At 49.6% G+C, this 15,745-nt stretch carries 7 protein-coding genes and 1 pseudogene; all 8 read right to left on the reverse strand.

The annotated features are described in order from the left end of the window. Positions 1 to 222: 222 nt before the first annotated feature. Entirely contained in the window at positions 223 to 2,496 is a 2,274-nt protein-coding gene (locus tag HRE53_RS32515) for a WD40 repeat domain-containing protein (RefSeq protein ID WP_235112846.1), read from the reverse strand. After that, entirely contained in the window at positions 2,433 to 6,305 is a 3,873-nt protein-coding gene (locus HRE53_RS32520; protein ID WP_235112848.1) for a WD40 repeat domain-containing protein, read from the reverse strand. Before HRE53_RS32520 ends, HRE53_RS32515 begins: the two co-directional genes overlap by 64 nt. Continuing rightward, positions 6,302 to 7,612 carry a P-loop NTPase fold protein gene (locus HRE53_RS32525; RefSeq protein ID WP_235112850.1) on the reverse strand — a complete coding sequence of 437 codons (1,311 nt, stop codon included), beginning with the start codon at positions 7,610 to 7,612 and terminating at the stop codon, positions 6,302 to 6,304. The genes HRE53_RS32520 and HRE53_RS32525 overlap by 4 nt, the downstream gene beginning before the upstream one ends. A 114-nt stretch (positions 7,613 to 7,726) precedes the next feature. Beyond that, positions 7,727 to 7,879: a hypothetical protein gene (locus HRE53_RS32530; protein ID WP_235112851.1), complete on the reverse strand. Its 153-nt coding sequence runs from the start codon at positions 7,877 to 7,879 to the stop codon at positions 7,727 to 7,729. A gap of 192 nt (positions 7,880 to 8,071) precedes the next feature. Further along, a pseudogene (locus HRE53_RS32535) lies at positions 8,072 to 10,346 on the reverse strand (tetratricopeptide repeat protein). A 143-nt stretch (positions 10,347 to 10,489) separates the two neighbouring features. After that, the gene (locus tag HRE53_RS32545; protein WP_235112854.1) at positions 10,490 to 11,587 is read right to left on the reverse strand and encodes a TIR domain-containing protein; all 1,098 of its coding nucleotides are present in this window, start codon (positions 11,585 to 11,587) and stop codon (positions 10,490 to 10,492) included. A gap of 136 nt (positions 11,588 to 11,723) precedes the next feature. Further along, positions 11,724 to 14,870 carry an NB-ARC domain-containing protein gene (locus HRE53_RS32550; RefSeq protein ID WP_235112855.1) on the reverse strand — a complete coding sequence of 1,049 codons (3,147 nt, stop codon included), beginning with the start codon at positions 14,868 to 14,870 and terminating at the stop codon, positions 11,724 to 11,726. Positions 14,871 to 14,917: 47 nt separating this feature from the next. Beyond that, on the reverse strand, positions 14,918 to 15,598 hold the full coding sequence (locus HRE53_RS32555; RefSeq protein WP_235112856.1) for a CHAT domain-containing protein: 681 nt from the start codon (positions 15,596 to 15,598) through the stop codon (positions 14,918 to 14,920). Positions 15,599 to 15,745 lie beyond the last annotated feature (147 nt).

The following is a 15,745-nucleotide window of genomic DNA, read 5'->3' on the forward strand; positions in this document are numbered from 1 at the left end:
TGGAACATATCTTTCGCCATATTACACGAACCTTTGTAGGATTTTAGTCTAATAATTCGTCTGCTTTTCAGAGGACATTCTGAGAACTAGACATTAGTCTTTCAGGCAACTGGTTACGATAATGGCAGTTTCCTTCACCAATCATACACACCCTGAATTCCTTTTCAGGTACAGCAGTCTGACTGATTCCTTGCATTGCTGGCTGTGAAGAATCTAGTGGTATCATTCATCAGATAGACTCTCCAGAACTTCATCAGTAAAAGGATCTTTCCCAGTCTTTAAGTCATTGATCCAGCTCTGTCTTTGTGTCTTTTGATCGGTAGAAATATCAGACCATTTAATGTAAGCTTCAAAATCTTCTACCGCACCTTTGAAATTATTGGTTAAAGCTCTAGCTAAACCTCGACTATTGCGCCTCCCTCCATGACTTGGGTCAAAAGCAACAGCTTTTTCACAGGCAAACATCACTGCTTTTGCTTTCCTTTGCAAACTCCCAGCCCAGCAAAGTGAATTCCAAGTATAGGCAGATATTTCTATAGTTGGATCAAGTTTTTGTTGGTGATTCACTTCTCGAAAAATGGTGACAGCATCACTCACTTTCCCTTGTTTAACAAGCTGTTGGGCTTTCTCAAGCTTGGCAGGTGCAGCCCACTTCACAATTAGTTTTTGGGGATCTTGTTCTTTGACCTCAGTACTAGGATCGAGGTCTATAGTTGGATTGAGTAATAGAGCGGTTTGAAACTCTGCAAAAGCTTGATCAGACTTACCTGCCTTGGCTAATTTTTGAGCCTTCTCAAGCTTGGCTGGTGCAGCCCACTTTACAATTAGTTTTTGGGGATCTTGTTCTTTGACCTCAGTACTAGGATCGAGGTCTATAGTTGGATTGAGTAATAGAGCGGTTTGAAACTCTGCAAAAGCTTGATCAGACTTGCCTGCCTTGGCTAATTGTTTCCCCTTTGCAGCCTTGCCAATTGCACCATATTTATTGACTAAAGCATCGATATCTTGATTAATCCCCTGCGTCTGAGGCTCAAAATCTAATTTGGAACTCCAGTTAAGAGCAGTTTGGAATTTTTGTCGTGCTTTATCCATATTTCCTGCTTCTGCAAGGGCTTGGCCTTGTTTGACTAGACTAGGTGCAACCGAACTTAATAGGGACGGACTATGGCAGACCCTCAATGGTTCTAACTCTTGTGGGTAGCGAATAAAATACCCCGACAACCATTTACACCCCCGATCTACCAGATTCTCAAGTTTGAAGTTCCACAATTTCACCGTCTTGTCATAACTCGCCGTCGCTAGGGTGCTCCCATCCGGGCTATAGGCTAAGGCATTGACCCAAGCGGTATGGCCTTCGAGGGTGGTGAGCAGACTCCCCTCCTTCGACCACAATTTCACCGTCTTGTCATCACTCGCCGTCGCTAGGGTGCTCCCATCCGGGCTATAGGCTAAGGCCCAGACCACACCGGTATGGCCTTCGAGGGTGGTGAGCAGACTCCCCTCCTTCGACCACAATTTCACCGTATTGTCATAACTCGCCGTCGCTAGGGTGCTCCCATCCGGGCTATAGGCTAAGGCTCTGACCCAATCGGTATGGCCTTCGAGGGTGGTGAGCAGACTCCCCTCCTTCGACCACAATTTCACCGTCTTGTCAGAACTCGCCGTCGCTAGGGTGCTCCCATCCGGGCTATAGGCTAAGGCCCAGACCACATCGGTATGGCCTTCGAGGGTGGTGAGCAGACTCCCCTCCTTCGACCACAATTTCACCGTCTTGTCAGAACTCGCCGTCGCTAGGGTGCTCCCATCCGGGCTATAGGCTAAGGCATTGACCCTATTGGTATGGCCTTCGAGGGTGGTGAGCAGACTCCCCTCCTTCGACCACAATTTCACCGTCTTGTCAGAACTCGCCGTCGCTAGGGTGCTCCCATCCGGGCTATAGGCTAAGGCCCAGACCACATCGGTATGGCCTTCGAGGGTGGTGAGCAGACTCCCCTCCTTCGACCACAATTTCACCGTCTTGTCAGAACTCGCCGTCGCTAGGGTGCTCCCATCCGGGCTATAGGCTAAGGCATTGACCCTATTGGTATGGCCTTCGAGAGTGGTGAGCAGACTCCCCTCCTTCGACCACAATTTCACCGTCTTGTCATAACTCGCCGTCGCTAGGGTGCTCCCATCCGGGCTATAGGCTAAGACTCTGACCACATCGGTATGGCCTTCGAGGGTGGTGAGCAGACTCCCCTCCTTCGACCACAATTTCACCGTATTGTCAGAACTCGCCGTCGCTAGGGTGCTCCCATCCGGGCTATAGGCTAAGGCTCTGACCCAATCGGTATGGCCTTCGAGGGTGGTGAGCAGACTCCCCTCCTTCGACCACAATTTCACCGTATTGTTATCACTCGCCGTCGCTAGGGTGCTCCCATCCGGGCTATAGGCTAAGGCTCTGACCCTATTGGTATGGCCTTCGAGGGTGGTGAGCAGACTCCCTCCTTCGACCACAATTTCACCGTCTTGTCATAACTCGCCGTCGCTAGGGTGCTCCCATCCGGGCTATAGGCTAAGGCCCAGACCACATCGGTATGGCCTTCGAGGGTGGTGAGCAGACTCCCCTCCTTCGACCACAATTTCACCGTCTTGTCATAACTCGCCGTCGCTAGGGTGCTCCCATCCGGGCTATAGGCTAAGGCCCAGACCACATCGGTATGGCCTTCGAGGGTGGTGAGCAGACTCCCCTCCTTCGACCACAATTTCACCGTCTTGTCATCACTCGCCGTCGCTAGGGTGCTCCCATCCGGGCTATAGGCTAAGGCCCAGACCACATCGGTATGGCCTTCGAGGGTGGTGAGCAGACTCCCCTCCTTCGACCACAATTTCACCGTCTTGTCAGAACTCGCCGTCGCTAGGGTGCTCCCATCCGGGCTATAGGCTAAGGCATTGACCCTATTGGTATGGCCTTCGAGGGTGGTGAGCAGACTCCCCTCCTTCGACCACAATTTCACCGTCTTGTCATCACTCGCCGTCGCTAGGGTGCTCCCATCCGGGCTATAGGCTAAGGCATTGACCACATCGGTATGGCCTTCGAGGGTGGTGAGCAGACTCCCCTCCTTCGACCACAATTTCACCGTCTTGTCAGAACTCGCCGTCGCTAGGGTGCTCCCATCCGGGCTATAGGCTAAGGCATTGACCCTATTGGTATGGCCTTCGAGATTGTTTTTTTGTCGGATACTATATACGGAGTCACGCAATGTAGCTACTCCGTACATGTAATTCTCTAATCGCGTTGGTTGTTGTTTTTCATAATCTAATATGTGCTGGCCAACCATTAAAGCTTTTGTTAATGCCTTCAGATGATAGTTGGAATTGAACAAATTTTTACTTGCAAGACTCAACGCCAAAACTTCAGCGTTAGCTTCTCGTCTTTCAGCTCCATACCGCAGACTTTCTGCTCTCCACAAAAGACCTGCTAATCCCACAATGGCAATAACAGCTCCCCCCAATGAGATCTTCAAGAGTTGCGAACGCCCCGCTTCTGCTTTTTGTCGAGCCTCTCGTTCATTAAAAAGTTGTTGCTCTAAGTCTGTGTCAAAGTGTTGTCGAATCGGTTCAACCAAATAATCATGAACCAGTTGAAAGCGATCGTCTTGCTCTTGAGGCCAATGGACAATTAACCCAGATCCCTGCAATATTCCCAAAATCATGGAAAAGGTTGAAAGAGATTCCGGGGCAGAGGTAGGTACATCTTGGATATTTGAATCCTCAGTGTCCACTAAGGCAAAGGTGTTGACAGCAGTCCATAACTCTTGCTCAGTCCGCAGAGGTCTAGTCCCTTTGGCATCCGTCAGAGAAACCAGCATCTTCCAGGCCGCATCTACGTTTTCTGGTCCACAGTCATCTACAACCTGCTCTAACCACCGACTAGCTAGAGCTTTTTTGGGCTGCTCACCCAGTTCCTTATATTGCTGCAAAGTCGTGATCTGATCTGCCTGTAGTTGCGCGCCTGAAACCTGCAACTCAATCGGACGGACCTGATCCAAATCTGTCGCTAAATCTTTAATCAGCTGCTCAATCACCTGTGACTCCACATGAAACTGTGCTCGCTTCGTTAACCGTTCTGTGACTTGTCGCGCCGATTTTAAGGTGAAATTCCCCAAGTAATGGCGCTTATCTTGGCGTAGAACATCTTGCTCAAACCCATGAATAGCTGCAAATTGTTCAAATTCGAGTAAGTAGTGCAAGTAGTCTTCTCGAAGGGAAAGCACCACTTTCACAAAGGGAATCTCTTTACCGTCTAAACACACCTGCAAAAATTCATAGAAGCTACGTCTTAATTTTGGCTTTTGACAGTTAAAGAAGAACTCTTCGAATTGGTCAAAGATTAAAACAGTCAAGAACTGGTTGTCAGCATTATTCTTGAGTTGATCTCTAACATTACCCAAGAGACTAACCGTATCCGTTGAAGGATCCGGTATTGGAGTCTGGGGTGCAGATGCCTGTTCTAAAAGGTCACTGAGATCATCAGATGCTGAAACCTGTTTATGTTGTTCTACTAATGCCTGGTGTAACTTACCTTTTAACTCCGTCACCCAATCGCTATAGACATTCACCACCACAGGTAAAGCCTTCCGGTCTTTGATTCCTCGCTGTTGCAATACGGGTACTAGGCCCGCCCGCACCAAAGAACTCTTGCCTACCCCAGATGGCCCATACAAAATCACCAGCTTATATTGATCCTGGCTCAAGCGTTCATTGACTAGGGCATCAATATCAAGTTGTCGTCCTGACAACTCGATTGACTCATCCATCTCTCCGTCATTAGCAAGCTGGGGTTGCAACTGTCCCGCCCCGATAAAAGCCTGCAACCGAGATTTCAGTTTGACAGATGTCTCCAGTTGCTTGATATCAAAGGCAGTCTGATAGTCTTTCTGATCAAAATAGAGCTGTCGTAGTTGCTCCAATATTTCAACAAACAAATGTGGGTTCGCAGTGGCATTCGTTACCTTCTTTGTCTGCTCTAGACGCTCAATCGCTTCTGAAACCATTCCCTGAGCTTGCTTTGCCTGGGCATTCAATAAACCCATTCGCATTTGCAAGATTTGCTGCTGTGATTGCAGCTGAAGCTCAGTAGTGCCACACGCCCAAATCCCCTGAGCTGTATCGGTCAATTTTTGAACTTGTTGCCATTCCTGACGTTGCTTGGCTACTTCAGCCTGTAACACCAGGGCTTCCATATGTTGTTCTGGATGTTGTTCTGGTGTAGTTTGCTGAACGTGTTGTTGTGCCAGTGCTGCTAACTCGTCCCAAGCGTTTAACTGTTGTAGAACTTCTCCCAGCTGCCCCCGATAGAGAATCAATAAGTCTGGGGAAGAGGCTTGCTCAAAACAGGCCAATGCCTCTTGGAAGTCACTCCTCGCATTAGCTAAATACTCATGCTGTTGAGATGAGTCCTGTTTCGCTAATGCTCCATAACACCAGCCTCTATGGACAAGGACTATTCCCTTTTGCTGCAGCGCTTCAATTTGAGATGCAGTCAGATTTCGTTCGCTTTCTGCTGGAGAAGCCTCCTCTACGGATATGAGTTCACTGTTCGGTTGCCCCTGCAGACTTTTCCCATAGAGATCGAGTGCTATCTCCCATTCGCCATTCCCATAAGCAGTTCTACCCTGGGCAAAATCAATGGTGGACTGGAGCGTTGAGTCAAGCTCTACCCCTTCCTGTTCTAGTTCCTGTAAGGCAAACCTAATTTCTTGCCGATGGCGTTCCCCCAAGACCTTGGCGTTAGGAATAAACGGTCCTGACTTGAGAATTTGGGTAAGTAATTGGTGGCTACAGTCTTGCAAGTATTGTTCAAGTTCCACCGGGCTGGCTCGAAACCGCAATGAGGTCCCCCAACTTTTCAAGTCGGGGACTAATCGCACCATCAGCTTAAGAAGATCATCATTTAGCCATAGCACTAAGGGGATCGGCAGCTTTTTGCGGAATTCTTCACGGGTTTGATTGGCTGAGGTCAGCACTTGCTCAAGCGCGTCAACGCCTGCTAAGCCCGTGACCATCAACGCTGCGGGTAACTGTTCACCTATGTGTTTTTGAATCGATGAATATAAGGTCAACGCATCCGGTTGTAATCGCACTTGCTGGATAGAAACCGGACAAACTTGCTGCAAGGTTTCGATTAATCCTGCTTGCAGCTGGCCATAGTTGCAGTTCGCTAAAATCAGCGTGAACTGTCCTTCAGACATCTCAATGGTCCAGGCCAGTTCCTCTAAAAGCTCCTGGTTCTCACCCCCCACCGTGATTGGTCGATTCGTCATGACAACTCGCGTGCGCCCGCCAAGACAGGATTGATATCAAACCAACGTCCATCTGCATCATTGCGATATTCAAAGACAAATAGACTCCGCAATAATGCCTGACATTCATCTTCTCCATTGACTTTCTTCTGGGTCGTGACTTGCTTGAGGAGTGCCCACTCATCGCCATCAATGGTCGCTGTCAAGTCATCCCTGGCCTGTTGAATAGCTAAATTCAAACTGTCTTGAGTAATGGGTAAGGATTTACGTTTCCTCAAACAGGCAAATAAGAGGCTTAACAAATTACGGACATGTCCACCACTGGCTATACACAGTTGATCAAGAATGTCCGGGGAGTCAAAAACCTCTGTCAATCCTGCTAGACGCTCTTCTGGGGTGGCATTGGGAAAGGCTCGGGCTAAGGCCATCTGCCGTAACTGCGCCATCCCCACCTGGCATTCATTACCATCTCGCAACCGGATGGGAACCATCGGCAACACCATTGGATCTGTGCCACCCCCAAGGCGATTCTTGAGGGTTTGCAATTCATTGGAGAACATCAACACCAGAGGAATTGTATAGACGACATGACACTGCAGTCCTCCGAGTTGCTCTCCACGGGTAATAAATAAGTATTCTGATTGGGTTTGTCCCGAGGCAATCCGCCGATTATCAACCCGATCTAGGTTGTCGATAATGACAACTAAGCCTTGTTTGCCTTGTTTAGTTAGTTCTTCTTGGGCTGGCTGCAAGAGTTCTCGGTTGATGGCACTTAATAAGCTTTCAGTGCGGGGTTCTAAGTATTGCCGCAGTTGGCTTCTCAGTTGAGGACTTTCTTTAGTTTTGGCGGTTAATTTACCAATCCCTAACGATAGTTCAGCCTCAACCCCCAACTCTACTGGTGTTTTCAGGAAGTCCACACATTCCTGGAGCAGGCCCGTGAAATAACTTGATTGGGTTGAAATCTTGGCTGCTTCTAAGCTTTCACTGACCTGATGGGCGATAGCTAGCAAGATATCGCTAACGTCAACGTCCCCCATATCTAGATCTTCACTAGATTCAAAATAGACAACGTGAAAACCCTTATCTTGTAATTCGGCTTTGAGGCGCAATAGCTCTGTAGATTTGCCGCAACCAATATGACCAGAGAAAAGCTGACAGGTTGGATCTGGGTCCATTAAGGCAATGGTTTGGCCCAGTTCTTCAATGACTTCTCCCCCACGGATGGATGAGAAATCAATGTAATATTGACGTTCTTCTGGGTCTTCAAAGCGGATCGTTTTACCTGGATTACAGGCGCGAAAAAATTGGCGTAACTCTGGTGCCATAGGAACCATCCATTCCAACAGTTTTAATCACAATCACCAATCCACTAAAGCATTGTCATCAGCTCACCTTAAATCTGATCATGCCATAAACCTCTTGAACAGGCGTATTTCTACTTATTCCGCAATATTGGAGCGATAAGATTCTACAAAATACTGTTGATTAGGCAAGGGCACTTCAGATACAGTTTTGCTCTCCTCTGATTTTTCTGTGCCGAACTCTATGAGACGGACGGTTCGGATGTCGGGAATTTGAGGAAAACGCGACATAAATTGCACCACAGAGCACGAACTTGAAGATCACCATATTAGATCGGTTGCTTTAATTCCAGATTTTTATCCAAAATCTGTATTACACGAAAAATTACACGAAAAAATGACCGTTTCACACTGGACTCTGGAGTTCCTGCCAGGATTGACTTTTGGAATTCTGGAGTTGGTTGAGGATTTATTGAAGAAAGGCTAAGGCAATGATCCTAAGTTATTCCTTATGTCCTTGGTGGTAGGATGTTCTGAGCCTAAGGCTTTCTTAGCAATCATCAGTGCTTGCTTGAAGGAAGATTTTGCTTCCTCATAACGTCCTTGGTTGCTGTAGAGTAATCCAAGACAATTAAAGCTAATTGCAATTGAGGGGTGCTCATCGTCCAATAGCTTTTGCTTCATTTCTAAGGCCTGGTGATAGAGAGGTTCTGCCTTCTTATGCCGTCCTTGATTGTAGTAAAGCCTCGCTAAGTTATTAAGGCTACTCGCAACATCAGGGTGTTCTCTGCCCAATAGCTTCTGTCTCATTTTCAAGGCTTGCAGATAAAGTGGTTCTGCCTTTTCATACTGTCCTAGATTATTGTAGAGATATGCCAGGTTATTAAAGCTTTGAGCGATATCTGGATGCTCATTGTCTAATAAGTTCAGTCTCATTTGTAAAGCTTGACGATAGAGCAGTTCTGCTTCCTCATACCGTCCTTGGTTGTCATAGAGTGCTGCCAGGTTATTGAGACTAGTTGCGACCGAGGGGTGTTCATTACCCAATAGCTTCTGTCTCATTTTCAGGGATTGGCTATAGAGTGGTTCTGCTTCCTCATACCGTCCTTGCTTGTCGTAGATTGCTGCCAGATTATTAAGGTCTTGAGCGATATAAATATGTTCATCACCCAATAGCTTCTGGTCTACTTGTAGAGCTTGAATAAGGAGAGGTTCTGCCTCCTCATACCGTCCTTGGTTTTTGTAAAGTACTGCTAAGTTATTGAGGCTAGTCGCGACAGAGAGATGTTCATTGCCAAATATCCTCTGCCTCGTTTGCAGAGCTTGGCGATAAAGAGGCTCTGCCTCTTCATACCGCCCCTGGTTGTCGTAAAGCGTTGCCAGGTTATTGAGGCTTTTAGCAACATCGGAGTGTTCATTGCTCAATAGCTTTTTACTTATTTGCAGAGCTTGGCGATAAAGAGGCTCTGCCTTCTCATACCATCCTTGGCTTTTGTAGAGTGCTGCCAGGTTATTGAGGCTCTCAACAACATACGGGTATTCACTGCTAAATCTTTGTTGAGTCTGTTCCAGACATTCTTGTCTCCAGGGTAAGGCTAATCCATAGTTACCTTGACCTTCATAAAATCGACTAATCCCTATAAAGGGCCAGATTAAATCATCATCATCTAAACAGCTATTCCATCGATTTATTACCTCTTTTAGATGAGGGATTGTTCCTCCGATTTTCTCAATCACATCTATCGTTGGACTTTCCTCTATACCTTTAGCAACCCCAACCATAGCTTTGCAAAATGGGACTTTAATAGAATTGCCATTATCAGCGCATTCATGCAGCTTGAGCCTAAAAAATTCCTGCACAATTTGATGGAGCTGGTACGTACCCTGGTCTACTCGTTTGAGTAAGTTTCTAGCGATCAAACCATCATCTCTGGTGTCTTCTAATTCATCTTGATCTTGTTCAGACAGGCAGCTTTCAACCAAGGTCCAAGGAATAGGTGCAACCGCAAACATCCCTAGAAAGCAGGCCAGCTCTTGTTCTGTCTCACTTAACTCTACCCAGCTTAATTCCAACGCAGCAGCGACCCCAAACTGTGCTGTCATTCCTGATGCTGGAGTCGTCAGGGCTGTGGCTTCCAATCGCTTAGATTCAAGTCGCTCGATCAGTTTATGGAGGGACCAGTCTGGCTTTTTGGCTAGATACCGCCCCACTAACTCTAGTCCCAAGGGCAAGTTCCCCACCCATCTACATAAGGCTTGGGCCTCGTTTAGCTGAGGATCAATGCGCTCGGCTCCAACTAAGGTTCTCAGGAGGGATAAGGCACTCGTATCGCTCAGTTCTGTGATGGAGAGGGAATGAACGGATAGACCTAAATCCTGACGGGTTGTTATCAGAACTTTATACCGGGGGGTCTGATGGCGGTAAGTACGGTTGGACAGTCTCAAGGTCCATCACATCATCAAAAATAATCAGCACCTTTCCAGTAGGCCATTGCCCCCAGATATAGCTCACTTGTTGGTCTTCATCGAGTCCATCCTGGAGGACCAGTGCTAACTTGGTCTGGGCAAATTCGATAATTTGGGCAGCTAGCTCCTGGCCTTTCACTCGCAACCAGCAGAGTCCACCCGGATAATGACCCTGATTGAGCTGGGAGATGGCATATTGCAGGGCGAGTTCAGTCTTGCCGATCCCACCCATGCCTGCTAATGCGGTAAGGGCTACTGGATTGTTCTCTTGGAGGAGCTGGTGTAATTCCAGCAGCGTTTGGTTACGACCGACAAATTCAACGACACCGCTGCGAGGAAGGTTATGAGGAGGACTTTCCTGGGAAGACGGCGAGGTTTCTGATCCCTGGCCCTGATGACTCTCCGATGGTGGACTGAGTCCTGACGAAGAGTTGTCTACTTTTTTGTCAGGGACTCTACCGCCCTCCGTATCCCTTTGACGACATCCAAGAATGCTTCATCGCGATCCGCCCATTTCGTCACGGGCTTGGCATCTTTAGGTAATATCTTCAGCTTACTGAAGGGTGACCCTTTCCAGTCACAGGGACGAAGAATAACAGGGATGACTCGGGCTGTTCCTTCGTTATGGCGGTCTATCGCTCGTTGCATCTCAATGTCGTAGCAATAGTCAGAAGCCATAAAGGGTGGGCTGACCAGTAGCAGAATGATTTGAGCAGATTCTAGACGGTTTTTGATTTGGGTTTCCCATTCTTCCCCTGCTTCAATCGCCCGATCATGCCAAGCAGCAATTTTCCCCTGTCGTTTCAGATTGGAAAGATGGATATCTAACTCTTCTCGTAAATCATCGTCTTTATGGGAATAGGAAATAAAGACCTCTAAGGGTTCATCGGCGTTTGGAGTCATGGGAGAAGGTGTGGGTGTTGGAGGAGTTTGAGCCTTGGGTTGATCCTGATCCTTAGGTTCCTCCGCATTGGGCTTTTTAATCAGAACGGGAGTGAGATGTTCTTCAATGCCTTCCATACGAATGGCAGCGCAGCCCAACTTGAAGGCAAACTCCACATCTCGACCTGACCCCAGGGCATCATAGAATCCCACGGCAAAGGAGATCGCCGCTTTATCTCCAATCGCCCGTTTCATCCCGATGACATAGGGAATATGTTCCGAGATGGCCTTTGCTTGCACCTCGGTGTAGCAGCCATTGAGGACCACACAACGCAGTTGATCGGCAAACAGGTTAAACAGGTCAGCAATCGCCTCACCACTGACCAATTGGGTATTGCCACTGACATCCTCAAAGGCCAAGCCCTCATCCCCAGCCCCATGCCCTGAGAAATGAACGATCTGAGGATTCAGATCTAGCATGGCCCGCTGAATATCAAGGGGGCGAACCGCCAGGCGCTGTTCAAGCTTAAACTCATCTCGATGTTGAGCCCGCTGTAAACCCTCACCAATATCCCTTAACTCCTGATCCAATCGAAGAGTCTTAGTATCTTTGGGATTTGCCGCGAGAAAGAGAATGGTTTGGGCAGTCATGAGGGTAGGGCAGATAAATTCGGGCAGAAGATAGTAGAACGTTCAAGTATTGAAATGCTACGTGGATGTCCTTCGGTTGTGAGAGAACACCCCGAACGTTGAGGCAGGAATTGAAGGGATATTAGAACGGTTTAAGTCATGAGATGACCTCCCCGTCGTCTGAAAAGCTGGGGCCTTCTAGCTGCAGAAAGTAAAGCTGTCCCCCACCATCTCCAGCAATGACGGTGCGGCCATCTAGGGCAATCTCACAACATTGAAATGCGCCTTCTCCCGTGAAGCTCATCACTTCCATGCCCGTCTCCAGGTCCCACACCTTCAGGGTCTGGTCACTAGATGCGGAGACAAGGGTTTGGCCATCGGGGCTGATGCTCACGCCATTGACAAAGGAAGTATGTCCGGTGAGGGTGTGCTGCTCCTGGCCCGTCTCCAGGTCCCACACCTTCAGGGTATTGTCCCCAGACCCAGAGACTACGGTTTGGCCATCGGGGCTGATGCTCACGCCATTGACAAAGGAAGTATGTCCGGTGAGGGTGCGCTGCTCCTGGCCCGTCTCCAGGTCCCATACCTTCAGGGTCTTGTCCCAAGACGCGGAGACCACGGTTTGACCATCGGGGCTGATGCTCACGCCCTCGACAGAGTCAGTATGTCCGGTGAGGGTGCGCTGCTCCTGGCCCGTCTCCAGGTCCCATACCTTCAGGGTCTTGTCCCAAGACGCGGAGGCTACGGTTTGGCCATCGGGGCTGATGCTCACGCCAGTGACATAGGCAGTATGTCCGGTGAGGGTGCGCTGCTCCTGGCCCGTCAACAGGTCCCACACCTTCAGGGTATGGTCATTAGACGCGGAGACTACGGTTTGGCCATCGGGGCTGATGCTCACGCCATTGACAGAGTTAGTATGTCCGGCGAGGGTGCGCTGCTCCTGGCCCGTCTCCAGGTCCCACACCTTCAGGGTATTGTCACTAGACGCGGAGACCACGGTTTGGCCATCGGGGCTGATGCTGACGCCAGTGACATAGCCAGTATGTCCGGTGAGGGTGCGCTGCTCCTGGCCCGTCTCCAGGTCCCACACCTTCAGGGTATTGTCATTAGACGCAGAGACCACGGTTTGGCCATCGGGGCTGATGCTGACGCCCTCGACAGAGGCAGTATGTCCGGTGAGGGTGCGCTGCTCCTGGCCCGTCTCCAGGTCCCACACCTTCAGGGTCTTGTCCCTAGACGCGGAGACTACGGTTTGGCCATCGGGGCTGATGCTGACGCCATTGACAAGGGAAGTATGTCCGGTGAGGGTGCGCTGCTCCTGGCCCGTCTTCAGGTCCCACACCTTCAGGGTAGTGTCCCAAGACGCGGAGACTACGGTTTGGCCATCGGGGCTGATGCTCACGCCCTCGACATAGAAAGTATGTCCGGTGAGGGTGCGCTGCTCCTGGCCCGTCGCCAGGTCCCACACCTTCAGGGTCTTGTCATTAGACGCGGAGACCACGGTTTGGCCATCGGGGCTGATGCTGACGCCATTGACAGGGTCAGTATGTCCGGTGAGGGTGCGCTGCTCCTGGCCCGTCTCCAGGTCCCACACCTTCAGGGTATGGTCCCTAGACGCGGAGACTACGGTTTGGCCATCGGGGCTGATGCTCACGCCCTCGACAGGGGCAGTATGTCCGGTGAGGGTGCGCTGCTCCTGGCCCGTCTCCAGGTCCCACACCTTCAGGGTATGGTCCCTAGACGCGGAGACTACGGTTTGGCCATCGGGGCTGATGCTGACGCCAGTGACAGGGGCAGTATGTCCGGTGAGGGTGCGCTGCTCCTGGCCCGTCTCCAGGTCCCACACCTTCAGGGTATGGTCATCAGACGTGGAGACTACGGTTTGGCCATCGGGGCCGATGCTGACGCCAGTGACATGGGAAGTATGTCCGGTGAGGGTGCGCACTAATGCTCCCCCCGCTTGGTGGAGATGGGGGAATAGACACCTTATCCAGCACTCTCCCGGTCCCTGAGCTAAAGATTGAGTCAAAGCGGTCACATGGGGTGAGTCTTGACTCAACAAACGCCCAAAGAGCTGACTGGGAAGCTGCTCAGGATGCTGATTTAATACATGGCTAGATAACCGTAACCCACTGTGGACAATGTTGAGGTCTTTGTCCTTGGGTAAGGTTTCATAGTCCAATAGCAGGGCATTGATATCGGTGACGCCCAACTTGCGTTGAATCCAACGATAGTCCCAGAGTAATTGCCGTAACTCATCGATGCGTTCTGCCTGCTGGAGGTGATGGGCCAAATGCTCAAAGAAATACCCGTCCTTCGGTCCACAATGCCATCCCTCTGGACAGCTCTGGTGATAAGCCTCCAGAAGTTGCTGATGCAATGTCTTCTGGTCGGCTTGCTGGGCTTGTAAATAATCCTGCTGTAAGTCATGGAGGCTGACTTGCCGCTGGGGATAGTCCCCCTCTAGCCGCAGCATGGCTTTACTCGATAAGGTGGTTAGGATTTTGCCCGCATCTCGCTCTTTTAATGCGCCGGTATATTGCCATAGGCGAACAATGACTGCTTCAGGAATCAATTCATCGGCTGGAAATACTGCCAGTTCTTGATAGCGTTCGGCAGCGATGGGGTTGGTTTCTGCTAAGACCGTTGCACTGACATGCAGGGCTTTGAAGACATCGGGGTAGGAATAATGACTAAACCGTTTTTGGATAAATTCAAGATCTGAATCTTGTAAGGCACTGAGAACATGGGGCCAAGGGGTCAAATCTCGCACCATTGCACCACATTGGGCCAGGGCTAAGGGCAAGTGGCCACATTCTCTCGCGACAGCATGGGCTTGGGAGGGTAGATCTGAGATGGGGACGCCCACCCAGGCGGCTAATAACTCCAGCGCCTGATCCTCATTGAGTACCGAAAGGGAAAAGTCAGTGGCTCCTAATCCCGTGATTAATTCTGAATCACGAGTTGTTACCACCAAGGTACTTTGATGTCCCAGGACATTGAATACTTCTGCATCCGCGATGCGCCAGACATCATCTAGAATCAATAGACTTTGGCGTCCTTGCCATAGGGTTTGGAGTCGGTTTTTTCCTTCATTGATATCTTCAAATACCTGGCGTTCACCACAGAGGGCTGCTGCTAGATCGATTTGCTGAGCCAGTAGATTGGGTTCTATCCCCACCGTTAGCCAGTAAATACCGTCAGGGAATGCCGATTGAACTTGAGGGTCACGAGCTAGGGCTGTGGCCAACACCGACTTGCCAATGCCCCCCATACCCTGAACACCGATGCGTTGCCCGGTCATGACGACAGGCTGGGCTAGATCCGTAAGGACATTCTCTCTTAGGGCTTTTAGGGTCTGAGGACGAGGTAAAAAGTGGGGGGGGTAACTCTGGCACTTTCCAGAGTTTTTTTATGGGGCTGTTGTTCGGGTAAGGGTTGGAGGGGTGCGACTTGAAGGCTAGATTTTTGGACCAACACTGGGGTGAGAGATTCGGGTAAGCCTTCTATTTGAATGGCACTGCATCCCAACTTAAAGGCAAATTCAATGTCTCGGCCTGCACCCAAGGCGTCATAGAAACCCACGGCAAAGGCCAGGGCCGCTTTGTTGCTGATGGCCTGCTGCATGCCTACTACATAGTCAATATGTTGAGCGATGGCTTGAGCTTGCACCTGGGAATAGCATCCATTCAGAATGACGCAGTGGATGTCCTCAGCAAACAGAGTAAATAGACCTGCTAGGGCTGCACCTGTGACGAGTTGGGAATTGCCTGCTTGATCTTCAAAGACGAGTCCTGCTTCTCCTTTGCCACTGCCAGCAAAGTGAATAATCTGAGGAGGCTCATCCAGTAATGCCCGTTGAATATCTCTTACCCTTACAGCCAGGGAGGAATTGAGTTTGAATTGATTTCGACGCTTTGACCGCTGTATCCCGTCTCCAATATCGCGTAATTCTTGGGCTGCTTGCCGCAATCCATCAGGGTTGCTGGCAAGAAATAGAATGGTTTGCTGTTCTGGGCTCAGACTCGTCATTCAGCGTTAATCTAAGGGATATTTTGTTGTCTTTTTTCTATTGGGTTGAGTGTTTAGAACTGACGGTCTGCGATAGATTGCTAATGATGACGGAGCGCTATTTTGAAATTTAATTTAATCCCATCTAAAATTATCGGCACTTTTGAT

Origin of the sequence: Acaryochloris sp. 'Moss Beach', assembly GCF_021497025.1 — a bacterium.
GTDB classification, from domain to species: domain Bacteria; phylum Cyanobacteriota; class Cyanobacteriia; order Thermosynechococcales; family Thermosynechococcaceae; genus Acaryochloris; species Acaryochloris marina_A.

Bases quoted from the DNA above. Each gene is read 5' to 3' on its own strand.
- HRE53_RS32550 (WP_235112855.1), bottom strand. From the start codon at position 14,870: ATGACCGGGCAACGCATCGGTGTTCAGGGTATGGGGGGCATTGGCAAG.
- HRE53_RS32520 (WP_235112848.1), bottom strand. From the start codon at position 6,305: ATGACGAATCGACCAATCACGGTGGGGGGTGAGAACCAGGAGCTTTTA.
- HRE53_RS32555 (WP_235112856.1), bottom strand. From the start codon at position 15,598: ATGACGAGTCTGAGCCCAGAACAGCAAACCATTCTATTTCTTGCCAGC.
- HRE53_RS32530 (WP_235112851.1), bottom strand. From the start codon at position 7,879: ATGTCGCGTTTTCCTCAAATTCCCGACATCCGAACCGTCCGTCTCATA.
- HRE53_RS32525 (WP_235112850.1), bottom strand. From the start codon at position 7,612: ATGGCACCAGAGTTACGCCAATTTTTTCGCGCCTGTAATCCAGGTAAA.
- HRE53_RS32545 (WP_235112854.1), bottom strand. From the start codon at position 11,587: ATGACTGCCCAAACCATTCTCTTTCTCGCGGCAAATCCCAAAGATACT.